The organism is Micromonospora sp. NPDC050695 (assembly GCF_040654415.1).
GTDB lineage: Bacteria > Actinomycetota > Actinomycetes > Mycobacteriales > Micromonosporaceae > Micromonospora.
The window spans coordinates 1-24,907 of sequence record NZ_JBFAHZ010000070.1; the positions used below are offsets into that span (position 1 = coordinate 1).

The 24,907-nt window shown below is 72.5% G+C and carries 21 protein-coding genes, 3 tRNA genes and 1 pseudogene; 10 read left to right on the forward strand and 15 right to left on the reverse strand.

Annotated elements, in window-relative coordinates:
- Window positions 1-386: 386 nt before the first annotated feature.
- Window positions 387-1,607, reverse strand: a complete 1,221-nt coding sequence (locus AB0H52_RS29150) for an acyl-CoA dehydrogenase family protein (RefSeq protein WP_151488879.1) — start codon at window positions 1,605-1,607, stop codon at window positions 387-389.
- A complete protein-coding gene (locus AB0H52_RS29155; RefSeq protein WP_151488878.1) occupies window positions 1,607-2,686 on the reverse strand; it encodes a phosphotransferase family protein in 1,080 nt (359 codons plus the stop codon). The genes AB0H52_RS29150 and AB0H52_RS29155 overlap by 1 nt, the downstream gene beginning before the upstream one ends.
- Window positions 2,687-2,831: 145 nt before the next feature.
- Here AB0H52_RS29155 and AB0H52_RS29160 point away from each other — a divergent pair, with 145 nt between their 5' ends.
- Together AB0H52_RS29160 and AB0H52_RS29165 are read left to right on the forward strand one after the other, a co-directional pair.
- Complete coding sequence (locus AB0H52_RS29160) at window positions 2,832-3,533, forward strand: amino acid-binding protein (RefSeq protein ID WP_151488877.1); 702 nt, start codon at window positions 2,832-2,834, stop codon at window positions 3,531-3,533.
- Between the two features lie 90 nt (window positions 3,534-3,623).
- Entirely contained in the window at window positions 3,624-4,700 is a 1,077-nt protein-coding gene (locus AB0H52_RS29165) for a GNAT family N-acetyltransferase (protein ID WP_151488876.1), read from the forward strand.
- A 58-nt stretch (window positions 4,701-4,758) separates the two neighbouring features.
- On the opposite strand, the gene AB0H52_RS29170 is transcribed toward AB0H52_RS29165, so the two are convergent.
- Window positions 4,759-6,324 carry an aldehyde dehydrogenase family protein gene (locus tag AB0H52_RS29170; RefSeq protein ID WP_151488875.1) on the reverse strand — a complete coding sequence of 522 codons (1,566 nt, stop codon included), beginning with the start codon at window positions 6,322-6,324 and terminating at the stop codon, window positions 4,759-4,761.
- 437 nt (window positions 6,325-6,761) lie between these two features.
- Here AB0H52_RS29170 and AB0H52_RS29175 point away from each other — a divergent pair, with 437 nt between their 5' ends.
- Window positions 6,762-9,662, forward strand: a complete 2,901-nt coding sequence (locus AB0H52_RS29175) for a glycoside hydrolase family 9 protein (RefSeq protein ID WP_357951453.1) — start codon at window positions 6,762-6,764, stop codon at window positions 9,660-9,662.
- Window positions 9,663-9,725: 63 nt separating this feature from the next.
- Here the strand turns inward: AB0H52_RS29175 and AB0H52_RS29180 are convergent, their stop codons facing one another.
- The 5 genes from AB0H52_RS29180 to bioB form a co-directional block, all read right to left on the reverse strand.
- Window positions 9,726-9,941: a hypothetical protein gene (locus AB0H52_RS29180; protein ID WP_151488874.1), complete on the reverse strand. Its 216-nt coding sequence runs from the start codon at window positions 9,939-9,941 to the stop codon at window positions 9,726-9,728.
- Window positions 9,942-10,012: 71 nt separating this feature from the next.
- Window positions 10,013-10,201, reverse strand: coding sequence for a hypothetical protein (locus tag AB0H52_RS29185; RefSeq protein ID WP_151488873.1), 189 nt, complete (start codon window positions 10,199-10,201; stop codon window positions 10,013-10,015).
- An 89-nt stretch (window positions 10,202-10,290) separates the two neighbouring features.
- Complete coding sequence (locus AB0H52_RS29190; RefSeq protein ID WP_151488872.1) at window positions 10,291-10,797, reverse strand: GNAT family protein; 507 nt, start codon at window positions 10,795-10,797, stop codon at window positions 10,291-10,293.
- A gap of 4 nt (window positions 10,798-10,801) precedes the next feature.
- Complete coding sequence (locus AB0H52_RS29195) at window positions 10,802-10,996, reverse strand: hypothetical protein (protein WP_151488871.1); 195 nt, start codon at window positions 10,994-10,996, stop codon at window positions 10,802-10,804.
- A 5-nt stretch (window positions 10,997-11,001) separates the two neighbouring features.
- Window positions 11,002-11,997, reverse strand: coding sequence for a biotin synthase BioB (bioB, locus tag AB0H52_RS29200; protein WP_151488870.1), 996 nt, complete (start codon window positions 11,995-11,997; stop codon window positions 11,002-11,004).
- A gap of 157 nt (window positions 11,998-12,154) precedes the next feature.
- Here bioB and AB0H52_RS29205 point away from each other — a divergent pair, with 157 nt between their 5' ends.
- Entirely contained in the window at window positions 12,155-13,321 is a 1,167-nt protein-coding gene (locus tag AB0H52_RS29205) for an 8-amino-7-oxononanoate synthase (RefSeq protein ID WP_151488884.1), read from the forward strand.
- Window positions 13,322-13,397: 76 nt separating this feature from the next.
- Entirely contained in the window at window positions 13,398-14,102 is a 705-nt protein-coding gene (bioD, locus tag AB0H52_RS29210; RefSeq protein ID WP_151488883.1) for a dethiobiotin synthase, read from the forward strand.
- Window positions 14,103-14,207: 105 nt separating this feature from the next.
- Here the strand turns inward: bioD and AB0H52_RS29215 are convergent, their stop codons facing one another.
- The 3 genes from AB0H52_RS29215 to AB0H52_RS29225 all read right to left on the reverse strand — a co-directional run bounded on the left by AB0H52_RS29215 (window position 14,208) and on the right by AB0H52_RS29225 (window position 16,940).
- On the reverse strand, window positions 14,208-15,050 hold the full coding sequence (locus AB0H52_RS29215) for a polysaccharide deacetylase family protein (protein ID WP_225854213.1): 843 nt from the start codon (window positions 15,048-15,050) through the stop codon (window positions 14,208-14,210).
- Between the two features lie 24 nt (window positions 15,051-15,074).
- Window positions 15,075-16,205: a cytochrome P450 gene (locus AB0H52_RS29220; protein ID WP_357951460.1), complete on the reverse strand. Its 1,131-nt coding sequence runs from the start codon at window positions 16,203-16,205 to the stop codon at window positions 15,075-15,077.
- Between the two features lie 66 nt (window positions 16,206-16,271).
- Complete coding sequence (locus AB0H52_RS29225; RefSeq protein ID WP_151488867.1) at window positions 16,272-16,940, reverse strand: 50S ribosomal protein L11 methyltransferase; 669 nt, start codon at window positions 16,938-16,940, stop codon at window positions 16,272-16,274.
- 177 nt (window positions 16,941-17,117) lie between these two features.
- Between AB0H52_RS29225 and AB0H52_RS29230 the strand changes: the two genes are divergently transcribed.
- Complete coding sequence (locus AB0H52_RS29230; protein ID WP_151488866.1) at window positions 17,118-17,972, forward strand: hypothetical protein; 855 nt, start codon at window positions 17,118-17,120, stop codon at window positions 17,970-17,972.
- A gap of 90 nt (window positions 17,973-18,062) precedes the next feature.
- On the opposite strand, the gene AB0H52_RS29235 is transcribed toward AB0H52_RS29230, so the two are convergent.
- Window positions 18,063-20,990 carry a M36 family metallopeptidase gene (locus AB0H52_RS29235; protein WP_192580176.1) on the reverse strand — a complete coding sequence of 976 codons (2,928 nt, stop codon included), beginning with the start codon at window positions 20,988-20,990 and terminating at the stop codon, window positions 18,063-18,065.
- A gap of 160 nt (window positions 20,991-21,150) precedes the next feature.
- On the opposite strand from AB0H52_RS29235, the pseudogene AB0H52_RS29240 reads away from it, so the two are divergent.
- Window positions 21,151-21,363 (forward strand): annotated as a pseudogene (locus AB0H52_RS29240) (alkane 1-monooxygenase); the annotation flags it as partial.
- 13 nt (window positions 21,364-21,376) lie between these two features.
- On the opposite strand, the gene AB0H52_RS29245 reads toward AB0H52_RS29240, so the two are convergent.
- Window positions 21,377-21,958 (reverse strand): TIGR03086 family metal-binding protein, encoded by a 582-nt coding sequence (locus AB0H52_RS29245; protein ID WP_357951457.1) that lies wholly within the window; start codon window positions 21,956-21,958, stop codon window positions 21,377-21,379.
- 73 nt (window positions 21,959-22,031) lie between these two features.
- Window positions 22,032-22,634, reverse strand: coding sequence for a TetR/AcrR family transcriptional regulator (locus AB0H52_RS29250; protein WP_151488864.1), 603 nt, complete (start codon window positions 22,632-22,634; stop codon window positions 22,032-22,034).
- A 388-nt stretch (window positions 22,635-23,022) separates the two neighbouring features.
- Between AB0H52_RS29250 and AB0H52_RS29255 the strand changes: the two genes are divergently transcribed.
- The 3 genes from AB0H52_RS29255 (at window position 23,023) to AB0H52_RS29265 (ending at window position 23,288) form a co-directional block, all read left to right on the forward strand.
- Window positions 23,023-23,095 (forward strand) — tRNA-Gly (locus tag AB0H52_RS29255).
- 34 nt (window positions 23,096-23,129) lie between these two features.
- Window positions 23,130-23,200 (forward strand) — tRNA-Cys (locus AB0H52_RS29260).
- A gap of 13 nt (window positions 23,201-23,213) precedes the next feature.
- Window positions 23,214-23,288 (forward strand) — tRNA-Val (locus AB0H52_RS29265).
- A 725-nt stretch (window positions 23,289-24,013) separates the two neighbouring features.
- Here the strand turns inward: AB0H52_RS29265 and AB0H52_RS29270 are convergent.
- Entirely contained in the window at window positions 24,014-24,808 is a 795-nt protein-coding gene (locus AB0H52_RS29270) for a transposase family protein (RefSeq protein ID WP_357951462.1), read from the reverse strand.
- Window positions 24,809-24,907: the final 99 nt, after the last annotated feature.

Sequence of the window (24,907 nt, forward strand, 5' to 3'; positions counted from 1 at the left end):
CCTGTTGCGGGTCGAGGAGCTCCCCGCCGTCCACCTCACACCTTACACGCCCAGCGAGCAGCGACCCTCCGCCTCACCCCCCACCCCCCACCCCCCACCCCTCGCCCTGACCCGTGTCGATCATGAGGTTGACGGGGGCATCCCGGGCATTCCGTCTCGCCAACCTCATGATCGACGCGGGGGTGCGGGCAAGATCGCGCTCGATCCTGGATCGAGTGGCCTCCCGTCGACCGGACACCACTACATCCAGGATCGAGCGTGATCTTGAAGGTCGGGGGCAGGCGTGCGGCGCGAGGTGGGGGCGCGAGGTGGGGGCGTGTGGGTGGGGGCGTGTGGGTGCGGCGTGGGGTGGGGGCGTGCGGGCCGGGTGGGGGTGGGGGTGGGGGTCAGGCCGGGGGTGGGGTCCAGCGGCGGAGTTCTCGCTTGGCGAGTGAGTTGCGGTGGACCTCGTCGGGGCCGTCGGCGAGGCGCAGGGTGCGGGTCTGCGCCCAGAGGGCGGCGAGTGGAGTGTCCTGGCTGACGCCCGCGCCGCCGTACCCCTGGATGGCCTTGTCGATCACCCACTCCGCCATCGCCGGCGTGCCGATCTTGATGGCCTGGATCTCGGTGTGCGCGCCCTTGTTGCCGACGGTGTCCATCAGCCAGGCCGTCTTGAGCACCAGCAACCGGGCCTGCTCGATGCGCACCCGGGACTCGGCGATCCACTCCCGGACCACGCCCTGCTCGGCGAGCGGCCGGCCGAACGCGATCCGGCCGAGCGCCCGCTTGCAGAGCAGTTCCAATGCCCGCTCAGCCATTCCGATCAATCGCATGCAGTGGTGGATGCGGCCCGGACCCAGCCGGGCCTGGGCGATGGCGAACCCGCCGCCCTCGGCGCCGATCAGGTTCTCCGCCGGCACCCGCACGTCGGTGAAGTCGATCTCGGCGTGCCCGCCGTGCGACCCGTCGGTGTAGCCGAAGACGGTCATGCCCCGACGGACGTTCACCCCCGGGGTGTCGCGGGGGACCAGCACCATGCTCTGCTGGCGGTGCCGGTCGGCGGCCGGGTCGGTCTTACCCATCACGATGAAGATCTCGCAGCGCGGGTCCATCGCGCCGGACGACCACCACTTGCGCCCGTTGATGACGTACTCGTCGCCGTCGCGGGTGATGCTGGTGGCGATGTTGGTGGCGTCGGAGGAGGCCACGTCCGGTTCGGTCATGCAGAACGCGGAGCGGATCTCGCCCTCCAGCAGCGGCAGGAGCCAGCGCTCCCGCTGCGCGTCCGACCCGAACTCGGCCAGCAGCTCCATGTTGCCGGTGTCCGGTGCGGCGCAGTTGACGGCCTCCGGCGCCAGGTGCGGGCTGCGCCCGGTCAACTCGGCGAGCGGGGCGTACTGCAGGTTGGTGAGGCCGGCGCCGTAGCGCGGGTCGGGCAGGAAGAGGTTCCACAGGCCGCGCTTGCGGGCCTCCGCCTTCAGCTCGGCCAGCACCGGGGTACGCGACCACGGGTCGCCGGCGGCGACCTGCTCGGCGTGCACCGGCTCGGCCGGGTAGACGTGCTCGGTCAGGAACCGGGTCAGCTCGTCGCGCAGCTCCTCGGTCCGGGTGTCGTACGCGAAGTCCATCACCGCTCCCTGGCGGCGGTCAGACCGTGCGCGACCAGCGGTGCCACCATGTCGCCGATCCGGTCGAAGCCCGCACCGAGGGTCTGCCCCAGGGTGTGGCGGTAGTGGATGCCCTCGCAGATGACCGCGAGCTTGAAACAGCCGAGCGCCACGTGCCAGTGCAGCGGCCCGACGTCGACGTCGCTGCGCCCGGCGTACCGGTCGATCAGCTCGGTGCCGGTGGGGAAGCCGGCGCGCGGGCCGAGACCGTCGGCGACCGGGTTGCCGGCGGCCGTCTCGCTGCCACCCAGCACGTCCCAGTACGTCAGGAGCAGCCCCAGATCGGCGAGGGGGTCGCCGAGGGTGGCCATCTCCCAGTCGAGCACCGCGTGCACGGCCACCGGGTCGGCCGAGGCGAGGAGGTTGTCGAGCCGGTAGTCGCCGTGCACGATCCGGCCGGCGTTCGCCCCCTCCGGCGCGGTCGCGGCGAGCAGGTCGCGCAGCTCGTCGATGCCGGGCAGCGGGCGGCTGCGGGAGCGGTCGAGCTGCCCGGCCCAGCGGCGTACCTGCCGGGCGAGGTAGCCCTCGGGGCGGCCGAAGTCGCTCAGCCCGACCGCCGCCGGGTCGACGGTGTGCAGGGCGGCGAGGGTGTCCATCATCGCCAGGGCGAGGGCGCGGCGACGCTCGTCGCCCAGCGGGTCGGTCTGCGCGCGGGTGCGGAACACCTCCCCGGGTGCCCGTTCCATCAGGTAGAACGGGGCGCCGATCACCTCCGGGTCGGCGCAGAGCAGCAGCGCGTCCGGGACCGGCACCTCGGTCGGCGCCAGGGCCGAGATGACCCGGAACTCGCGGGCCATGTCGTGCGCGGTCGCCAGCACGTGCCCCAACGGTGGCCGGCGCAGCACGACCTCCCGGTCGCCGAGGCGCAGCAGGTAGGTGAGGTTGGACTTGCCGCCGGCGATCAGCTCGGCCCGCAGTGGCCCCACGGCCAGCCCGGGCCGGTGCCGCGTCAGATAGCCGGCGAGCCGATCGAGGTCGACGCCGGCGGGGGAGGCCGTAACCGGGTCCGGCCGCAGCGCGTCGGCGGCCGGATCGGTCATCCGACTAGTTGATGGCAGCCTGTTCACGTTGTCAAGGTCGGATTTTCCTCTCGGGACATGCCTCTGCAACAGGGACGAAATGGTCAAGGACCAGGCTGGGACCAGCCTGCCGGCCGTCGCCGGCCCGCCGAGCGGAGGGACAGACATGTTGCTGCGAGTTCGGGTCACCCTGCCGGACCGTCCGGGCACCCTCGGCCAGGTGGCTCGCACGCTGGGCGTGTCCGGCGCAGACATCGTGCAGGTGGTGGTCCTGGAGCGGCTCGGCGGGCGCGCGGTGGACGACTTCACGGTGGTCTGGCCGGGTGCGGCCCGGGTCGAGCGGCTGCTGGCCGGTCTCGCGGCGATCCCCGGTGTGCGGGTCGACGGCGTGTGGCGGGCGATCGGCGCGCCCACCACCACCGGTCAGGACGCGGAGCTGCTGGCCCAGGTCGCGGCGAACCCGGCCGACGGGCTGGCCACCCTGGTCGACGCGGTACCCGGGCTGCTGGCGGCCGACTGGGCCGTCGCCGCGGTGGTCCCGGTGGACTGGGCGTCCCGCAACGGAGGTGGTGGCGCCACCGTCGGGCACGCCAGCTGGCGTGCTCCCGTACCGCCGCGGTTGCCGGAGGTGACCCCGCTGCGCGGCCGGTCGATGACCACCCCCGACGGCACCCACCACGCGATAGTGCCGTTCGGTCGGGCCGGCCTGGTGCTGGTGGTGGCCCGCGAGCACAGCGAGACGCTCTGCGCCGCCGGGTTCCACAGCACCGAGGTGGACCGGCTCAGCCAGCTCGTCCGGGCCAGCGCGGTGATCCTCGGTGACCGACTGGACCTGGTCGGCGCGCCCCCGGTGAACGCCGGTCCCTGACCTGCACGAGGAGTTCCCGGGCCGACACCGGTGAGCAACCGGCCGGCAACAGCCGGGGGCGAGGCTCTTGGGTGGGGAAGGGAGCCAACCATGACGTTGTGGCGGATCCGAGCAACGGTGGACGACCGGCCGGGTTACCTGTCGGTCCTCACGGCGAGCCTCGCGCTGCGCGGGGTCAACATCCTCACCGTGCAGGTGCAGCCCACCGAGCAGGGCGCGGTGGACGATTTCCTGGTCGACGCGCCGGACGCGCTCGACGAGACCGAGCTGATCGCCGCCGTCGAGCGCGGGCGTGGACGGGACTGCTGGGTGGCGCGCAGCGAGGCGCGCGGCCTGGCCGACCAGCCCACCCGGGTGCTCGGGCTGGCCAACCGACTGGTCCGTGACCCGGACGCGACGGGCGAGGCGCTTCGGACGCTGCTCGGCACCGACTCGGTCAGCTGGCGGCCCGCGTCGACCGGCTTCGACCGGGGCATCACCGGCACCAGCATGCTGTTGGCCGACCCGGCGGGCGGCTCGTTCGCGCTGCGCCGGGCCGCGCCCGCCTTCACCCCGGCGGAGTACGCCCGGGCGCAGGCCCTGGTCGAGCTGGCCGCCACCGTGGCGCGCCGGGCCGCCGAGCAGGTCACCCTGGTGCTGCCCGACGGTGCCGAGGTGGCCGTGCGGCCGGCGTGCGTGGACGACCTGTCGGGTGTGCTGGAGCTGCACGAGGCGTGCTCTCCGCGCAGCCGGCACCGGCGCTACTTGGGCGGGGCGGCGTTGCCGCAGCAGGCTCGGCTGCGGCGACTGCTGGAGCCGCCCCGAGGGTTGACGCTGGTCGCCACGGCCACCGGCCCCGACGGTGCCGCGGAGTCGGTGGTGGCGATGGCGAACCTGCTCGGCGAGGGCGACGAGGCCGAGGTGGCGCTGCTGGTACGCGACGACTGGCAGCGGCGTGGGCTCGGCTCGGCGTTGCTGCGCCGGCTGGCCCGGCACGCCGACGCCGCCGGGTACGCGGCGCTGGTGCTGCACGTCCAGGCCGAGAACACCCCGATGCTGCGGACGCTGCGCCGGCTCGACCGGCCCAGCTTGACGGAGCGCGACGGGCCTCTGCTCACTCTCACCGTCCCGCTCGCCTCCCCGGTCCCGGTCGGTCGGACGAACACCGCCCTGTCGTCCGGCGCGTAGGTAGGGCCGTACGCCGTTCCCCGGTCCCCGCCACCGTGGCGGGGACCGGGGGTGTCGATCAGGTGGCGGGGTAGCTGTTGTAGTCGGGGAAGTTGCCGTAGAGCCGGTCGTCGCCGCCGACGGTGACGGCCTGCACCAGCAGGTCGCCGCCGACGAACGCGCCCTTCCACGAGGCGCCCCGGCCGCCGAACGCCTCGTCGCGGTCACCCCGCGAGCGCGGCTTGTTGATGCCCACCTTGAACGCCTGCAGGTCCACCGCGAGCTTGCCGGCCACCTCCTCGTCGTCGCAGGCCAGGGACGCGACCAGCGCGCCGTTGGAGGCGTTCATGGCGGCCAGCAGTTCGTCGGTGGTGTCCACCACGACGATCGTGTCGACCGGCCCGAACGGTTCGGCGTGCATCAGCCGGGACCGGCCGGGCGGTGCGAGCAGCACCGACGGCGCCACGTACGCCGAGGTGTCCTGTCCGGGCAGGAACGGGGCGCCGGTCAGCTTGCCGCGGTGCAGCGGCACCGCGCCGCCACGGGCCGCCTCGTCGACCTTGCGGTGCAGCTCGTCGGCCTTCGCGGCGCTGATCAGCGGCCCGAAGTCCAGCTCGGGCAGCGGGTCGCCGGCGGTCCAGGTGTCGTCGACGGCGAGCGGGTGGCCGAAGCGGACGCTGCGCACGACGGGCAGGTACATGTCGAGGAACTCGTCGACCAGGTCACGTTGCACGACGAACCGGGGGTACGCGGTGCAGCGCTGCTTGCCGTACTCGAAGCCTTTCTTCAGGTGCGTGGCGAGTAGGTCCCACTGGGAGAAGTTCCAGATGCCCCAGGCGTTGAGGCCCTCCTGCTCGATGAAGTGCCGCTTGTCGCTGTCGAGCAGCGCGGCGGCCACCTTGCCGCCGTTGGAGCGTCCGCCGACGAACGCCACCGCGCCGATCTCGGGTGCCCGGACCAGCACTTCGGACAGTTCCTCGCCGCCGCCGGAAACGAGGGTGGCGGGCAGCCCGGCGCGGCGCATCAGCGCGTGCGCGACGGTCAGGCAGACGGCGCCACCCTGAGACGGGGTCTTGGCGATGACCGCGTTGCCGGCCAGCAGTTGGACCAGTTCGGCGTGCACGAGGACGCTCATCGGGTAGTTCCACGACGCGATGTTGCTGACCGGGCCCGGCAGCGGCTCGCGGCCGTCGGCGAGCATCCGGTCGATCTCGCCGGCGTACCAGCGGACGCCGTCGAGCGCGCGGTCCACGTCGGCGCAGGCCAGCCGCCACGGCTTACCGATCTCCCAGACGAGCAGCAGCGCGAGCAGGTCACGGTGGGCGTCCAGGGCGTCCAGGGCGTCGGCGACCCGGGCCTTGCGCTCGGCGAGCGGGGTCTGCGCCCAGTCCCGGTGCGCGGCGGCGGCGTGCGCGACGGCGGCGCTGGCCGTGTCGGCGTCGATCCGGGGCAGGTTGATCACGACGGTGTTGTCCACCGGGGTGCGGGCGGGTGTGGGACGGCCGACGGCCCGCCATTCTCCGTCGACCAGGTTGTGCAGGGTGGTGACGCCGTCCACGGCGGCGCCGAACGCCTCTGGCGTGGCGGTCACCGCGCGGGTGAGGACGTCGGACCAGGCGGTGCCCTCGGCGAGTCGTCGTGCCATCGCGTTCTCCTCAGGGTCGACCGGGGAGCGGCGGCGTCGATGGCACCGCTGGTGATCCGTACTGTCTCGCGGACAGTAGTGGGTCAGCAACAGTACGTTTGTCTGGCTGGACGCCGTCGGCGTCGTCGGCCCCGACGGCTGTCTGAGCGGCGAGCCTCTGAACTGCGAAGACGGCCACCTTTGTATTGAGATCAATCGATGGTGCGATGCCCTCGATGGAGTTACCCGCGAGTACGCTCGTGCCAGCGTTGCGGCGCTGGCGGCATTGGCGGGCTTCCCAAGTGACGGTGCGCCCATTACATTGTCGATTATCCATGGGAGCGCTTCCACGGCTGCCCCTGGTCACACCGCCACCCCGCTGTCGCCGGTGGCCGCGCCGCCCCAACGCCGTCCCGCGTCGGTGCGACCACCGGCGGCGCCTGGAACAGGAGCCCGCCATGCGCCATCTGACCCGGCCGGTTCCCGGCCACGGCGGCCGGTCGCCGGTCGTCGACCAGCCCTGGCCGCGGCAACTGCTGGCCGCCGGCATCGCCCTGCTCACCGGGCTGTCCCTCGCGGTCGCCGCCCCGCTGGCCGCAACCGCGTCCGCCGCTCCGGCGAGCTTCAACTACGCCGAGGCGTTGCAGAAGTCGCTGCTCTTCTACGAGGCGCAGCAGTCCGGTCGACTGCCCGATTGGAACCGGGTCTCCTGGCGCGGCGACAGCGCGCTCACCGACGGCGCCGACGCGGGACTGGACCTCACCGGCGGCTGGTACGACGCCGGCGACCACGTGAAGTTCGGCTTCCCGATGGCGTTCAGCGCCACCATGCTCGCCTGGGGCGCGGTGGAGTACCGCGGCGGCTACACCGCCTCCGGGCAACTGCCGCACCTGCTCAACAACCTGCGCTTCGTCAACGACTACTTCATCAAGGCGCACCCGTCGGCCAACGTCCTCTACGGACAGGTCGGCAAGGGCGACGACGACCACAAGTGGTGGGGTCCGGCCGAGGTGATGCCGATGGCGCGGCCCGCGTACAAGATCGATGCGAGCTGTGGCGGCGCGGACCTGGCGGGGGAGACGGCGGCCGCGATGGCCGCCTCCTCGATGGTGTTCCGGCCCACCGACGCGACCTACGCCGACAAGCTGCTGGGCCACGCCCGGCAGCTCTACACGTTCGCCGACACCGTGCGGAAGTCCTACCACGAGTGCATCACCGACGCGACGAGCTTTTACCGCTCGTGGAGCGGCTGGCAGGACGAGCTGGTCTGGGCCGCGATCTGGCTGCACCGGGCCACCGGCGAGGCCAGCTACCTGACCAAGGCCGAGAGCGAGTACGACAAGCTCGGCACCGAGAACCAGTCCACCACCCGCTCCTACAAGTGGACCATCGCCTGGGACAACAAGCAGTTCGGCGCGTACGTGCTGCTGGCCAACCTGACCGGCAAGCAGAAGTACGTCGACGACGCCAACCGGTGGCTCGACTACTGGACCGTGGGAGTTAACGGGCAGCGGGTGCCGTACTCGCCGGGCGGGATGGCGGTGCTCGACTCGTGGGGCGCGTTGCGCTACGCGGCCAACACCTCGTTCGCCGCCCTGGTCTACAGCGACAAGACCACCGACACGACCCGCAAGGCGCGCTACCACGACTTCGCCGTCCGGCAGATCAACTACGCGCTCGGCGACAACCCGCGCAACTCCAGCTACGTCATCGGGTTCGGCGCCAACTCGCCGCGCAACCCGCACCACCGCACCGCGCACGGCTCCTGGTGGGACAGCCAGACCGTGCCCGTCGAGACCCGGCACACCCTCTACGGCGCGCTGGTCGGCGGCCCGTCCGCGGCCAACGACGCGTACAGCGACAGCCGGTCGGACTACGTGATGAACGAGGTGGCCACCGACTACAACGCCGGCTTCACGTCCGCGCTGGTCCGGCTGACCTCCGAGTACGGCGGCACCCCGCTGGCGAACTTCCCGGTCGCCGAGACGCCGGACATCGACGAGCTGACCGTGGAGACCACGGTGACGCAGGCCGAGCCGCGAGCCACCGGGCTCAAGGTGATGGTCTACAACAAGTCGGCGTTCCCGGCCCGCGCCCTGACCAACGGCACGTTCCGGTACTACTTCCGGCCCGACGGCACCGGCGCGGTGCAGGTCACCGCCGGCTACACCCAGGGCTGCCCGTCCCCGACCACCGCCAAGCAGTTCAGCGGTGACATCTGGTACGTCGAGGTGGACTGCACCGGGTACACCATCGCTCCGGCGGGCCAGTCGCAGCACCGGATGGAGGTCCAGTTCAAGATCGGTGTGCCGGAGGGCGGCACCTGGGATCCGACCAACGACCCGTCGTACCAGGCCACCGCCGGGCCCAACCGCAAGGTGCCGCTCTACGCCGGCAGCACCCGTGTCTGGGGCGAGGAGCCGGGCCCGGTCGTACCGGACACCACCAAGCCGACCGTCCCCGGTACCCCGGTGGCGTCCAACCTCGGCCCCCGCACGGTCACCCTGACCTGGGCGCCGTCGACGGACAGCGGCGGCAGCGGCCTCGCCGGCTACGACGTCCGCGAGTTCATGGTCGGTAACGACGTGGTGGCGACCCGGCGGGTCACCGAGAACTCGATCACCATCACCACGCTGCTGCCGGAGCGGACGTTCGAGTACACCATCGTGGCGCGCGACGGCGCGGGCAACGAGTCGGCGGCCTCGCCGAAGCTCACCGTGACCACGCCACCGGCCGGCACCGCCGACACCACCCCGCCGAGCACCCCCGGCACCCCGGTCGCCTCGGCCGTCACCGCCACCGGGCTCACCCTGGCCTGGACCCCGTCGACCGACAACGTCGGCGTCACCGGTTACCGGGTCTACCGCGAGGCCGGTGCGACCGACGTGCTGGTGGCCTCGCCGACCGGCACCACCCAGGCGGTGACCGGCTTGACCGCCTCGACGGCGTACCAGTTCTACGTGGTGGCCGTGGACGCGGCCGGCAACACCTCCGCGGCGTCCGCGCCGGTCGCGGTGACCACCGCGCCCCCGCCGGTCGGCGGCACCTGCTCGGTGGGGTACGCCACGAACGACTGGAGCACCGGCTTCACCGCCACGGTGACGATCACCAACACCGGCACCAGCGCGATCAACGGGTGGACGCTGCGATTCAGCTTCCCCGGCGGGCAGACCGTCAGCCAGGGCTGGTCGGCGACTGTCAGCCAGACCGGCGCGGCGGTCACCGCCACCAGCCTGTCCTACAACGGCACGATCGCGCCGGGGGCGTCGGTGAGCTTCGGCTTCAACGGCAACCACAGCGGCAGCAACCCGAAGCCGACGGCCTTCACCGTCAACAACGCCGCCTGCACGGTGGCCTGACCCGCACCCGCGTTCGAGATCTTGGACAGTTTCCGTTCCGCGCGGACGGAAACTGTCCAAGATTCATTTTTGGGCCGGGCGTCGACGGGGTGCGGTCGAGGTCCAGCCTGCGGCTATGAGAGCGCAGCGGACCGTCTCGGCGACTTCGCCGGGGCGGGCGCGGACCAGCCAGACGGGAAAGCGCAGAATCCGGTCGCCGCCGGCCCAGACGTCGTTCTGCCGGCGCATGTCGTCCGCCCACTGCCGGGCGTCCATCTTGTGCGCGCCGTCGATCTCCACCTGCACCCGTCACTGGCGCGAGTACGCGTCCCGCCAGCGGTTCCGACCCGCCGCGTCGACCCGATGCTCCCTCAGGTCCGGAGCGGGCAACCGGTGCCGGTCAACACGATTCCTCGACAGATCGATCGCCACCGTCCGGAGCGGATCCGACCCCACACCGTGCCTTCGCTGAGCAGACGGGACACCTGCGCGGTCGTCAGGACACCCGACTGCTCGGAGGCGAGCCAGTCGAGTTCGTCGGCGTCGTCGGCGGGCAACATTCCCGGGAGTCTCGTCACCGTCCGGCGTTCCCGCCACCAGATCTTGGACAGTTAGCGTTCGCGCCGAACGGAAACCGTCCAAGATCTCGTCAGTCGGTCAGGTCGTCGGCGAGCAGGTCCATCAACAGGCCGTCGTGCCAGCGGCCGTCCTCGCCGCGCTCGTAGCGGCGCAGCACCCCCACCGGACGGAAACCCACCTTGGCGTACGCCCGGATGGCGGCGCTGTTCGCCGCCGCCGGATCGATGGTGAAACGGTGGTGGCCGTACTCGTCGATCAGGTGCCGGGCCAGCGTACGGATGGCGTCCACGCCGAGCCCGGCACCGCGCGCCGCCGGATCGAGGAAGATGTCCAAGCTCGCGTGGCGGTAGTCCGGGTCGGACTCGGCGTACCACTGGATCGCGCCGATCACCCGGCCGTCGTGCTCGATGGCGTACAACGTCAGGTCGTCGTCGTCCAGGTCGGCGCGGACGGAGTCGGCGAGGTCGGTGCCGCCGCGCCACCACCGGCGTACCTCCGGGTCGGCCCGGATCGCCGCGAGGGCCGGCACGTCGGCGACCGTCGCCGGCCGCAGTGTCACCGCCCGCCCTCGCAGCATCGGCTCAGCCCCGGATCTCGCCGTGCTCCACGCAGACCGCCGACCAGCCGACCGGCAGCACCTGCACCTTCATCCGGCGGCGGCACCGCTGGCAGAACCGGGGCGGCTCCAACTGGCGGGCGGACACGCAACCCGGATGGGCGGTGCCCGCCGTCGCCGGCTCGCCGCACCGGTCGCACCACAGCTCGGTCGTCGTCATGGTGGTCACAGCGTGGCAGAGAGCGCCTTGACCGGCATCTTCAATTCGTCGAGCAGGTCGAGGTCGGCGGTCGCCGGCCGACCCAGCGTGGTCAGGTAGTTGCCGACGATCACCGCGTTGATGCCACCGAGCAGACCGTCGCGGGTGCCCAGGTCACCGAGGGTGATCTCCCGACCACCCGCGTACCGCAGGATGGTCCGCGGCATGGCCAGCCGGAACGCGGCGATGGCCCGCAGCGCGTCCTTGCCCTCGACCACCGGGCGGTCACCGAGCGGGGTGCCCGGCCGGGGGTTGAGGAAGTTGAGCGGCACCTCGTGCGGGTTCAGTTCGGCGAGCTGCGCGGCGAACTCGGCCCGCTGCTCGACGGTCTCACCGAGGCCGAGGATGCCGCCGCAGCACACCTCCATGCCGGAGTCGCGGACCATCCGCAGCGTCTCCCAGCGCTCCTCCCAGGAGTGCGTGGTGACCACGTTGGGGAAGTACGACCGGCAGGTCTCCAGGTTGTGGTTGTAGCGGTGTACGCCCATGTCGACCAGGTCGTCGACCTGCTCCTGGGAGAGCATGCCCAGCGACGCGGCGACCTGGATGTCGACCTCGGCCCTGATGGCGGCGACGCCCTCGCGCATCTGCTTCATCAGCCGCGCGTCCGGGCCGCGCACCGCGGCCACGATGCAGAACTCGGTCGCCCCGGTCTTCGCGGTCTGCTTCGCCGCCTCGACCAGCGACGGGATGTCCAGCCAGACCGAGCGCACCGGCGAGGTGAACAGGCCGGACTGGGAGCAGAAGTGGCAGTCCTCCGGGCAGCCGCCGGTCTTCAGCGACACGATCCCCTCGACCTCGACCTCCGGGCCGCACCACCGCATCCGCACGTCGTGGGCGAGTTGCAGGGCGGCGGGCAGGTGCTCGTCGGGCAGGTTGAGCACAGCGAGGATGCCGGCCTGGTCGAGGCCGACACCGTCACCCAGGACCTGGGTCCGGGCCTGGTCGAGGATCTCTGGCATGGCTCGTACCCTACAAGGCCCCCCGATCAGCCGGAATGACCTGGCAGGTCGTCGGCCCCTCGCACCGAGTGGGATTCGTCGGGCCGATGGTGGCGGGTGGTAATTTCGCCCGGCGGGTGTCGGCGTGACCGGCGCGGACGGCGGCGAAGGGGTGACGGTGGCGGACTGGCTGGCGGCGCTCGACCGCCGTGCGGAGCTGCGGGCGAAGGCCGGGCTGACCCGGCGGCTGCACCCGCGTCCCGCCGGCGACGGTATGACCGACCTGGCCGGCAACGACTACCTCGGCCTGGCCACCCACCCGGAGGTCATCGCCGCCGCCGCGGCGGCACTGTCGGCGTACGGGCTGGGGGCCACCGGGTCGCGGCTGGTGCGCGGCTCGACCGACGCGCACCAGGCATTGGAGGACGAGCTGGCGCGCTGGCTGGGCACCGACTCATCGCTCGTCTTCTCCTCCGGGTACCTGGCCAACCTGGGCGCGCTGCGGGCCCTCGTCCAGCCCCGTACGCTGCTCGTCTCCGACGCGCACAACCACGCGTCCCTGATCGACGGCGCTCGGATCTCCGGCGCGGAGACCGTGGTCACCGCGCACGCCGACGTGACGGCGGTCGCGGCCGCGCTGGCGGCGGCCCCGGGCCGTCCGGCGGTGGTGGTGACCGAGTCGGTCTTCTCGGTCGACGGTGACCTCGCCCCGTTGGCCCGGCTGCACGCGGTGGCTCGCCGCCACGGCGCGCTGCTGCTGGTCGACGACGCGCACGCGCTCGGCGTGACCGGTCCGGCCGGCGCCGGCGCGGTCGCCGCGGCCGGGCTGGCCGGCGAACCGGACGTGGTGGTCACCGCCACCCTGTCGAAGGCGCTGGGCGGCGCGGGGGGAGTGGTCGCCGGCCCGGCCGAGTTCGTCCGGCACCTGGTCGAGACCGGCCGGACGTTCATCTTCGACACTGCGCTGCCACCGGCGGTCGCCGCCGGGGTGCATGCCGCGCTGCGGCTGACCCGGGCCGGTGACGACCTGCGCGCCGACCTGGCCGAGCGGGTGGCGTTGGCGGTCGGCCGGCTGCGCGCGGCCGGGTTGGTCGTGTCCGCGCCGGACGCGGCGGTGATCTCGGTGACCGCTCCCGGGCCGCAGGCGGCGACCGCCTGGGCCGCCGCCTGCCGGGACCGGGGCGTCGCGGTGGGCTGTTTCCGGCCGCCGTCCACCCCGGACAGCCGTTCCCGACTGCGACTCACCGTCAGTGCCGGGGTCCCCCGGGCGGACTTCGAGCGGGCCGTGGACGTCATCGTGGAGTGTGCGCCCGTGCCGGCGAGGGAAACCGAGGTGGTCACGTGAGCGCGAGGAGTGAGCCGGGTTTGCGAGCCCCGCAGTCGCGAACAGAGGTGGCACCGTGAGCGCGTGGCAGGGTGTGGTGCTGGTCACCGGGACCGACACCGAGGTTGGCAAGACCGTGGTGACGGCGGCGATCGCGGCCGCCGCCCAGGCCGCCGGGCTGCGGGTGGCGGTGGTCAAACCGGGTCAGACCGGTACGGCCGGTGGTGAGCCGGGTGACGTGGACGCGGTGAACCGGCTGGCCGCGCCGTTGACCGGTCGTACGTTGGCGAGCTACCCGGATCCGCTGGCGCCGTTGGCCGCCGCCCGGGTGGCCGACCTGCCGCCGTTGGAGTTGTACACGGCGGTGGACGCGGTCCGCGACGAGACCGACAAGCATGACCTGGTGCTGGTCGAGGGTGCCGGTGGGCTGTTGGTGCCGATGGGGCTGCGTCCGTCGGGGGAGCCGTGGACGATGGCCGACCTGGCGGTGTCGCTCGGCGCGCCCGCGGTGGTGGTCGCCCGCGCCGGCCTGGGCACGCTCAACCACACCGCGTTGACCCTGGAGGCGCTGGACCGTCGGGCGGTGCCGGCAGGTGTGGTGATCGGCGCGTGGCCGGCCACGCCGGAGCTGGTGCACTGGACGAACCTCACCGATCTGGTGCCGAACCTGCTCGGCGCGGTGCCGGACGGCGCCGGTGCGATGGATCCGGGTGTGTTCCGGCGCTCGGCGCCGGGGTGGCTCACTCCGGACCTGCACGGAGTGCTCGACGACTGGCGGACGTGGGCCGAGGAGAGCGGCTGAACACCTGACTTTCGTCGGTGTCCGCGCAGGTCGGGCGTGGGTAGCCTGGCCGCCGTGAGGATTTCGGGCCGCTCGTGGCCGGGTTCGCCGGCGTGGGCGGACCGGTCACCGCACGTAGTCCTCCAGCAGTGCCGGCGTGAGCCCGGCCCGGTGGATCGCCTTCAGCGCCGCCAGCAGGTCGTCCATGAGTGCCGGCCGGAAGTGCATGAGCAGCACGTCGCCGGGGCGGACGACCTTCTCCGGGGTCTGGTAGCGCACCTTGCCCTCGTGGACGGTCTCCGACCAGTGGAAGACCGCCTTCATGCCGCAGTCGTGCGCGGCGCTCAGGGTGCTGGCGTCGCGGTTGCCGAACGGCGGACGGAACAACGTGGGGCGCTTGCCGAACAGGGTTTCCAACCGGTCCGCCGCCCCGCAGATCTCCTGCTTCTGGTAGGCGTACGACCGGCCGGACAGCGAGGTGTGCGTGATGGTGTGGTTCTCCACGACCCCGCCGGCCGCCTCGATCTGCCGGAAGTAGTCGGTGTGCTCCGCGGCCGCCGGTGAGTTGAGGAACAACGTGACCGGGATGTGTGCCTCCCGGATGAAGTCGATCACCGCGGGTGGTCGGGCCAGCCCGCCGTCGTCGATGGTGATGAAGGCGACCTTCTGCTCGGTCGGCAGGCGGTGCCAGAACGGGACCGGACCGGTCGTCGGCAGCGGCACCGGTTGCGGTGGCGGCACCAGCGGGAAGGTCGGCACCTGGGACACGTACCAGGCCAGACTCCCCGGTGCGGGCGTCGCCGTCGGGGACGGCGACGCCGAGGGGACGGGGACCGGGCTGGACGGGCTCGGCGCGGCGACGGTGATCCGTCGGGCGTGCAAGGCGGGGCCGGCTGTGCAGGCACTCAGCGCCAGGAGCGCCAGAAGCGTTGCGACGACACGGATCCGACGGGCAGGGATGGCTGACACGCCCGGAAACATACCGAGCGGATGTCAGGATCCGGTCAGCTCGGTGCCACCGGAGCGCCGGATGACGAAGGCGTCCGGCATCCGGAAGGTGAGATTGTCCGGGCACCAGGGCGGGCGGACCACCCGTACGCCGTCCAGCAGGTGCACGGCCTCGGCCACCACCACGGCCGCCTCCATCCGGGCCAGCACGTCACCGACGCAGCGGTGCGCGCCCGCCCCGAACGCCAGGTGCCGGCGCGATCCGCGCTGGCCCGGTCGGAACTCGTCGGGCGACTCGACGACCGCCGGATCCCGTCCGGCGCGGGCCAGCCACAGCACGATGCTGGTGCCCGCCGGCACGGCCGTCCCGCCCAGCGTGGTGTCCGCCGCGGCGACCCGCCGCCACGTGACGATCGGCGGTTCCAGCCGCAGCCCCTCCTCCACCACGTCGCCGACGGCGATCTCGCCGGTGCGCAGCCCGGCCCGCACCGCAGGCTCGCCGGCCAACCGGTGCAGCAGCAGGGTGAGGAACTGCGAGGTGGTCTCCTGCCCGGCGACCAGCAGGAAGAAGAGCGCGCCGACCACCACGTCCGGCGGGTGCCCGGCCGTACGCAGGTCGGCGGCCAACCCGCCGCCGGTGGCCGCGAAGTCGCGCAGCACGCGGTGGAACCGGCCCACCTCGGTGGCCAGCGCCACCTGCCGGTCGCTGTCCAGCGGCGCCCAGAACAGCTCCAGCGCGGCCCGCGCGAACTCCTTCACGGCGCCGACCGGCGCGTCCGGCAGCTCGACGAGGCGGGCCAGGACCAGCAACGGCAGGTCGGCGGCGAGGTCCGCGTACAGGTCGACGGGCCGACCGGCGTCGAGCGTGGCGCCCAGTCGGGCGACCCGGTCCCGGACCAGCGCCGTGAGCCAGGGGCGTTGCGCGGCGACCCGGGTGGGGTGCAGCGCGTCCGCGACGATCGCCCGGATCGACGGGTGGCTGGCGCCGGAGTTGTTCGCCAGGGTCGGCGGCAGCCGGAACCGGTGCCCGGCCAGCATCCGCAGCGCCGTCACCGGCATCGGGGTCACCGCGTCGAGCGCGTTGTCCGGCCGGTAGCCGACCGGGTCGGCGAGGACCTGCCGGACCAGCGCGTGCCGGGTGACGAGCAGGTGACGTACGCCCACGTGGTCGGTCACCTCGGCGACGTCCGGCCAGGGTGCCTCGACCGCGGACTCCCAGCTGGAGAACAGCACGGCGACACGCTAGCGGGCGGCTCCGGGCAGCTCGGTGCGCAACTGCCAGACGGTGGTGCGCTTCACCCGGACGCTCTCCAGCGCCTCCGGCACCGGCACGTCGTAGTTGGCCAGCTCGTCGAAGCGGTCCCGGGGCAGGAACGCCCGGCCGGGGTCACCGACCAGCGCCGGCGCCCCGGCCCGGGCGGCGCGCAGCAGGAACCGCAGCACCCGACGGGCCATCGCGTCGCTGTAGAACACGTCTCCGGCGAGCACCACCTCGGCGTCCCCGGCGTCGCCGTCGAGGATGTCGCCGAACTGGGCGTCGACGCGTACCCCGTTGGCCTGGGCGTTGAGCGCGACCGCCGCGACCGCCAGCTCGTCCACCTCGACGGCCCGCACGGACGCCGCGCCGGCCCGGGCGGCGGCGATGGCCACCAGGCCGGAGCCGGAGGCGAGGTCGAGCACCCGGCGCCCGGCGACCACCTGCGGGTGGTCGGTCACGTAACGGGCGAGGGCCTGACCGCCGGCCCAGGCGAACGCCCAGAACGGCGGCGGCCGATCGGAGGAGAACTCGCCCTCGGTCAGCTCCCAGAGCCCGATCGGCTCGTCCGCCTGGTGCAGGCGCACCTCGGGAACGAACGGGACCGGGGCCAGTCGGGCGTGCAGCCGGACGAACGTGCTGGAGAGCTCGGACACCTGCCCGATTGTTCCAGCGACCGGCCGCCCGGCGTGTCGCGGGGGACCGGTGACCGGTTCACCACCGTCGGTGAAAACCCGGCCCCCGCTTGCCGCCCGGTGCGAACACACCCGTCTGGTCGCGGCGGTGCGCCGCTCCTAGCGTTGCGAGGTGGGGACGACCGAACGGAGGCGGCGGTGGCGACGGTGTGGCGGAATGCGCTGCGGGTCGGGGTGGTGCTGGCCGGCCTGACCGGGGTGGTGCCGATCCTGGCCGCACCGGCACAGGCGGCCTTCGCCACCGAGATGAGTGGCCTGCCGGCCCGGTTCACCGCCGGCGGTCAGGTGCGGACGATCTCGGCGGTGGTGTCGCAGACGGATCGGCGCGGCGGATGCGCGAAGGTGCGCTGGTCGATGGTGCTCAGCGTGCAGGGCATCCGCCTCGACCAGGTGAAGATGGACCGGGTGGAGGAGTCCGGCGACTTCCCCCTCGAGGTCCGGACCGAGGGCGATGTGGCCCGGCTGACCGACCGGCAGCTCGACCCGGGCACCCTCTGCCCGGGCCGTACCGTCACGGCCCGCTACCGGGTGGCGTTCGACGAGGACGTCACCCAGGGGCGGGTCACCCTCGCCGCCGAGGCGTACGACGCGAACCTGCGTCTGCTGGCCCGACAGACCGCCACCCGCTCGGTGGTGGGTGCGGGTGCCACACCGACCGGCGCGGCGCAACCGAGCGCGACGCCGGCACCGCCCAGCGACCCGGCGAGTGAGCCGGCCGAGGCCGAGGACACACCGTCCGAGGAGCCGGTGGCCGACCAGCCGGTCGACGCCGCGCCGCCGGCGGACGGGCGTCCGGTCGCGCAGACCGGCGGGTTCGGCGTGGTGCAGGCCGCATTCCTGCTCGGCGGGCTGCTGCTCTCGCTCGGGGTGGGGTTGCTGCTGCGGCTGCGCCACCTGACCCGGGCCGCGACGAACGAGGCCGAGGACCCGCCGGTGGACCGGCGCTGGGAGAGGCCGGCGCCGCCCGGCCGCTGGCGGCCGGCGCGACGGTGACCGGCGGCCCGCCCGTCGCCGAGCTGGCGGCCGGCACGCCGCCGACATCGGGGGCCGTGGGACCGGCGGGGGTCCGCCGGCCCCACGGTGTCACCGGGAGAACGCCTGGAACTCGGCGATCCTGACCTGGTTCCGGGCCGTGCTGGCGGTCGCGCAGTCCGTCGTCGTGGCCGGGTCGGCGTCCTGCTCACCCGCGTACTGCGGGCCGTCGGTGCACTGGCTGGCGAGCACCTCCAGCCGCAGGTGGGTGGCGACGGTGGTGGGTACCGCGAACGACCGCAGGTTGATGTCGCGGCTGTACGCCCGGTACGCCCCGCCGGGGAACGCGTCGGTCGCGCTGGTGTAGATCCGCTGCCAGCGCGACGGATCCGCGCAGTCGGTGGTCGTCGCGTTGCAGGCCGACACCGCGAACGAGCGCAGCGCGCTGAGCGCGTTCTGACTGCCGGTGTCGGCGTCCCCGGTGATCGCGGGACGCAGCATCGCGCTGACGTTGAGCCGCTTCACCGTCTGCGGCGCGTCTCCCGGCAGCGCCACGGTGACCTGCCGGCCGGCCACCCCGTCCAGCGAGGCCCAGTTCGTGGCCTCGGTGTCGTCGGCGATCCGGTCCAGGTTGACCCCGTCGCCGGTGATCGTCGCCCCGGACGTCGTGGACGCGAGGTTGCGGCTCATCCGCAGGTCCACGTATCCGCTCCGGCCGGCCTCGGCGACCACGCTGAGCCGCTGGTGCCCGAAGCCGGGCGCCACCGCGAGGAGGTCGTACGTGCCGGCCACCAGCTCCAGCGTGTCCGGGATCGGCGTCGCCGGGTCGGTGTCCGCGATCGGCGTCGCCCGAGCCTCGTACGCCCCGACGTACACCCGGATCGGCGCGTCCACGCTGTCGCCGCGCGGGCGCAGGGTGAGCGTCGCGTTGCCGCCGCGCGGCGAGGCGAAGCTCGGCGTCGGGTCGGTGTCGCCGGCACCGAAGGTGGCGGCGTCACGGCCCATGCCGGAGCGGGCGAACTCGGCCCAGATCAGGTCCTGGTTCGCGCCGCCGAAGCGCAGCAGGTCGGCGGTGAGCATGTTGTCCCGCATGTCGAGCATGCTGACCTGGCTGGCCGCCTGGAGCAGGAACGAGTCGAAGACCAGCTGCGACCAGCGCCGGTTGCCGGGGCACTGGTCCGCCGCGACCTTCCCCTGCGCGCAGTCGAGCTGCCGCTGCGGGGTGCCGAGACCGTACCGCTTGACCAGCGCCGAGCGGACCCGGAAGTTGGTGGCGCCCCAGATCTCCCCGTCGGCGTGCACGGCGGGGCCGGCGGTGTTGTAGCCGATGTCGGAGTAGTTCAGCGGGCTGCGGCTGAGGTCGTAGTTGCGGATGCCGCTGACCAGGTTGCCGGTGACGTAGCCGCCGGTGACGAAGGGCGTCTCACCGGGCGCGCGTAGCCCGTTCTGGTACAGGTACTCGGCGGCCAGCAGGTCGCCCCACGATTCACCCATCGCCCCGCCCTGGTGGCCGCCGATCCCGCTGTCCGGGCCGGCGATCATCCGGTTGGTGATGGCGTGCGTGTACTCGTGGCCGATCACCGTCATGTCGTAGTCGCCGTCCACGCACGGCGGGTACGGCCCACCGGCCTGCGGCTGCCACAGGTACATGTTCGTGGTCGGCGGCAGCCCGTCGCGCCCGGTGCCCTGGTTGGCGTTGTTCCGGTTGCCGGTCAGCGCGCCCTGCTGGGCTCGGCCCTGCTCGGCGTCGCCGCCCAGCCCGGCCGGGGTGAGGTTGACCGCCTGGAGGTTCCACGCCGACTCGGTGAAGCCCAGCTGGTACGACCAGTCGTGCATCCGGTTGTGCATGGCGAAGAGGTTGGCGATCGAGGCGTCCGCGTCGTTGCGCTGCGCGGAGGTGAACACCTCCGGGTTGCACTTCGCCTGGTGCCACTGGTCGGCGAACGGGTACTCGTAGCGGCGTTCCGGGCTGGTGTAGGTCGGCGTGCCGGTGCCGGCGCCCCAGGAGAGCACCGTGTTGGCCGAGTTGCCGCGCGAGGTGAAGGTGGGCGTGCCGGTGGCCGCGTCGACGTCCCACGGTTGGCCGGTGGCCGGGTCGCGGAAGGCTGCCTGGCAGCCGGGCGCGGGGTCGCCGCACCAGCGCACCCGGGGGTCCTGCCCCGGGCCGAGGTCGCGGGGCGGGGTGGCCGGGAAGACCGCCCAGCTCGGATTGTCGGAGTCGAAGTCCACGAGGTCCTCGCGGACCAGCACCTGGCCGGTGATGCCGTCCACGTAGCTGGTGTACGCGGCCGGGTGGTCGCTGTCCGCGCTGATGAGGGTCACCTCGTACGCGGCGCGGGGGCCGTCCAGCGGGGTGGGCACCGCCACGGTCCGCACGGTGTGGCTGCTCACCGCGCCGGCGTCCAGCCCGGCGTCGGCAAGCGCGGCGGCGTACGCCTGCTCGGCGCTGCGGGTGGCCGGCGCGGGTGCGCCGGTGTCGCGGGCCAGCGAGGAGCTGACCGAGAGCACCGTGCCGCCGGCGACCGCGACGGTGACGAGGCCGTCCGGTCCGGCCGGCAGGTCGCCGAAGCGTTGCCGGAGGGTGACCACGGCACCGCTGCCGATGGGGCGCACCAGCACCCGTTCCATGGCGGCGACGGTGGCGGCGTCCATGGCGAACAGGTCACGGTTGGCGGTGAGGTAGGCGCGGGCGGCGGCCTCCGGGTCGGTGGGCAGCCCGGTGGCGAGCGGCGTGCGGCCGGGGCCGAGCGCGTGCGGGGTGCCCAACCGGTTCCACCGCACGTCGGGGTCGGCGGCGCGGGCCAGGCCGCGCTGGCGGGCGTCGGGTGCCGCCGTACCTCTGCGGTTGTCGACGTCCGCGGGCTGGTGCCCCTCGGCGAACGGTCCGGACCGGCGTTCGGCGGACGCCGGTTGTGCGCTGGGGGCCGCGGTGCTCACGCCGGTGGGAAGCAGCGCGGCGGCGGTCGCCGTCGTCGCCAGGATGGCGATGAGCCGGCGTCGACGCCGGCTCATCGGGGGTGACCACTCCGGTTGTGGCACGGGACCTCCTGGTGGGAGCGGGATGGCCGGCGGTCGCCGGCCGACGCAGCGCGGTGACGCATGCGCATCTGTGGATATCAGCCGACCGGGGTCGCGGCAAGGCCCGGAGCCCCTGATGCGGCAAAAGATCGAGATAGCTCGACTTTACAAAAGGCGGCCTCAGCTCCAGCGGCACAGCGACCACTACGCCAACCCGTTGTGCCGCTACCAGACGTTGCGCAGTTTCGACACGTCACCGCAGTTGCCGGCGGGTTGCGCCACCATGGTGGTGGTCGCGCTGGTCCCGCCGCTGTGGCGGCGTCTGATGGACCACCGGGTGCTGGCCCACTATGGCGGCGACCGTACGCGGGCCAACGTCCAGGCCCGGCGCTGATAACGCGCCGCGATCAGTCGCCCGGCGCCCAGTCGGGGTCACGGCCGAACGCGGCCAGCAGGTGATCCTGCTCGTCGGCGTCGTCGGGCACCCGCATCCCGGTCCGGACCAGGTTGTCGACGCGGTAGTCGTCGACGCGGGTGGCGAACCACCGGGCGCACGCGCGTACCGCCTCCGGGTCCATCCGCGGGTCGGCCCCGATCGCCACCGCGACGTCCCAGCCGTGCACCAGGTGTTCGGCGAGGAGCTGCTGGAGGTACTCGGCGGCGGGGGTCTCGCCGGCGGAGAGGTGCACGGTGCGGTCGATCGTGCCGGGATGGGTGGCGGCGATCTCGGCCTGCGCGGCGGCCTCCCGCGCCGTCGTCGCGGGGTCGGTGCCGAGCAGGTCGCCGTCGAACCGGCCGCCGACCTCGTCGATGGTCCGGCCGGCGAGCAGCGGGACGCTCCATCGGTCCTCACCGACCACGTGGTTGATCAGCGCGCGGACGTCCCAGTCCGGGCATGGTGTCGGGTCGGCCCACTGGCCGGGCGAGACCTGGTCCACCCGGTCGACGAATTCGGCCAGGCTCCGGCGGTACGCCTCCAGCAGGTCCATACCGTCGATTGTTCCGGCCGGCGGGTGGGGCGGAGCCGTTTTGCGCGGGACGGTGGGTGCCGCCCGCCCCGGCTCAGTCCAGCTCGGCCGGGTCGAGGCCCAACTCCCGGGCGGTGACCAGCCGGACCCACTCGCCGAACTGCCGGCGGGAGATCACCCGGTCGTGCACGGCGAGCTGCACGGCCAGCCCGTCCATCACCGCGCTGATCCGCCACGCCGCCCCGTCCGGGTCGGCGCACTGGAAGGTGCCCTCGGCCACCCCGGCGGAGATCACCGCGGCCAGGTCCTGCCGCCACCGCAGGTCGAGCCGGCGGGAGACCTTCTCCAACTCGGGCGTACGCAACGACTCGGACCAGCCGTCGATCCACATCGACCAGGAGGTGGCCCGGCCGGCCGGGGTGTAGAGCTTGAGGATCCGGCGGAGCTTGGTCAGCGGCGGGGCCGGGGACCGGGTAACCGCGTCCAGTCGGGCCAGGTCCTGCTCGACGGCGTACGCGAACGCCTGCGCGAGCAGCCGCTCCTTGGTGGCGAAGTGGTAGAAGACCAGGGCCTGACTGACGCCGGCGGCCTGTGCCACGTCGGCCGTCCGGGTGTTGGCCAGACCACGCTCCACGATCACGTCGCAGGCGGTGCGCAGCAGGGCATCCAGGCGGATCTCGGCCGCACGTCTCGTCACGACCGTTACCGTAGCCCATCCGAACGAACACGAACAGTTACCGCCACCGCTTGATCCGCGATGCGACAGTCGGAAGCCGGACACTTCCCGGAGGTGTGGTCGGTCGTTCTTTCCAGAGTGTTCGTCGAGGTCTGGCGCTCGCCGCCGGAGGGCCGGACCGTCCGCCGACCGGTGCCCGGCCGGTCCGCGGCGCGGCCGGTCGCACCGTGTCGGAGTGTGACGGTCGGGAGTCGTTCGCGCCACCAGACCAGCTCCCTAGGAAGCTCACGGGTGTTGGTCCCGATCTCGGTGACGATGCCCCGGGACGCGCCGAGACGCCCCCCGAGTTGGCAGTCGTTCCCGGGCTCGGCTAAAGTTCTCATCCGTCACCCGGGAACACCGGGGGCGTGCGGACGTAGCGCAGCTGGTAGCGCATCACCTTGCCAAGGTGAGGGTCGCGGGTTCGAATCCCGTCGTCCGCTCGGAGCTGCCGCCATGCATGACGGGGGCAACCTCGGTGGGGTGGCCGAGAGGCGAGGCAACGGCCTGCAAAGCCGTGTACGCGGGTTCAAATCCCGTCCCCACCTCGGCATTATGCACGGGCGATTGGCGCAGTGGGAGCGCGCTTCCTTGACACGGAAGAGGTCACTGGTTCAAACCCAGTATCGCCCACCAGCTAGACCGACAGGTCAAAGGCTCGTTACCGGAAGTCCGGTAACGAGCCTTTCTGGTTGTGCCCCTTACGTTGGGAGTGAACTGGGAGTGCATGATCACCTTTTGGCTGGTGGGGCGGCGTGACTGCGGGCTGAGCTAGGAGCGTGTCTCAGTACCGGGCAATCCGTCTTTGTCTCGTGATCTTCAAAAAGGTAACGAGTGATCCCGGTATGCGTCGTGAGGATGGGTTGTTCGAGGCCGAGCCGGTCGAGCCGGAGCCCTGGTCATGAACCACACGGCGATTCCGTCCGTTTGACAGATGAGTGGCAGGACTCGCTTGCCACCCAAGAGAGTCGCCAATCCACCTCGCAAGAAGGAGAAAAACGTGCCACAGCCAGGAGGTCAGCCCACATTGCCAGGCCAGGTCGCCTCATCGGCCGGCCCTGTGAATGAGGTCAGGGTGGTACCTGAAACTCCGGGCAGCCCTCAGCCCCTGCTGCCCTCTACCATTGCCCTCCCTGCCCCTCCTCCCGTCCCTAGAATTCATCCGAGGCCCCTTCCGAGGAATTGGTCGCATCCTCTGCCGGAAGCGGGTTCCCGTCGCGACCCTCAGCCCCTGCTGCCCTCTACCATTGCCCTCCCTGCCCATCCTCTCGCCGCTGGATCCCGCCCCACTGCTCCATCATCCAGCCCTTTCGCCCCATCAGCCGCGCTGAGGTCGTCTCAGACGGATTTGAACCGACAGGTCAATGCGCCGCGACAAGCGACCCCGAACGCCATGGATCCCCAGCCCCAGCCTCATCGTGGCAAGCCCAACCCTTCAGCCGGCGTCCTGCGCAGGTTTTGATATCGCCATGGCGCGACCCGGCAGTTCTCGATCTGATTCGTAGCGCCGCAGTGCTGCGGGGCGACGGTCCGGCCGGACGCACGTCGATCGGCCCACCGCCTCTACCTGCCGAAGCGGTGGGCCGATCGGCCTGGGCTCTCACCTGGGGGTACTGCTGCAGAAGGTCTTCGATGCCCTCGGCGCGTAGGGCAGTGACGTCGGGCATGTGTCCGGGTCGGACCGCGCCGCACCACAGCAGGCGGCCCTTGCCGTCGCTGATCACGGTGGCCTTGCCGGTGTTCTGTTTCTTCTTGCCGGAGACGAACGCGCGCCTGCCGGGTCGGCCTGCTTTCGGGCAGCGGACCTGGACTTCGGTGCCGTCGATCCGTAGTTCGACGCTCTCGGCGGCGGCGTAGGCGAACACGTCGGCAAGGGTCCGCAGCCGTACGCCGGGCTTGCCGGGTACGGCGAACCCGCGGGCGGCCAGCAGCGGACGGATCTCGCCGACGGCTCGGGTGATCGTGGACCGGTCCACCCGGTAGGGCAGGGCCAGCGCGGCGTGCGGTAGCTGCAAACGCAGCGCGACCAGGGTGACGATGACCCGGTCGGTGAACGGCAGGTCGTGGTTCGGGTCGGCGCCTTCGGCTCGGAGCCGGTCCCGGCCGCGTCGCTCGTGCAGGCAGGACTCCTGCTGAGCGGTCCACGGCTCGGTCAGTACGCAATGCCACGTAGCTTAAGTTGATCTTGGGTTGACCTGCGGTTCTGTATGGACTCGTGGGATGTGCGGCGTGGCGTGGCGGCCGCTACCGGGCGG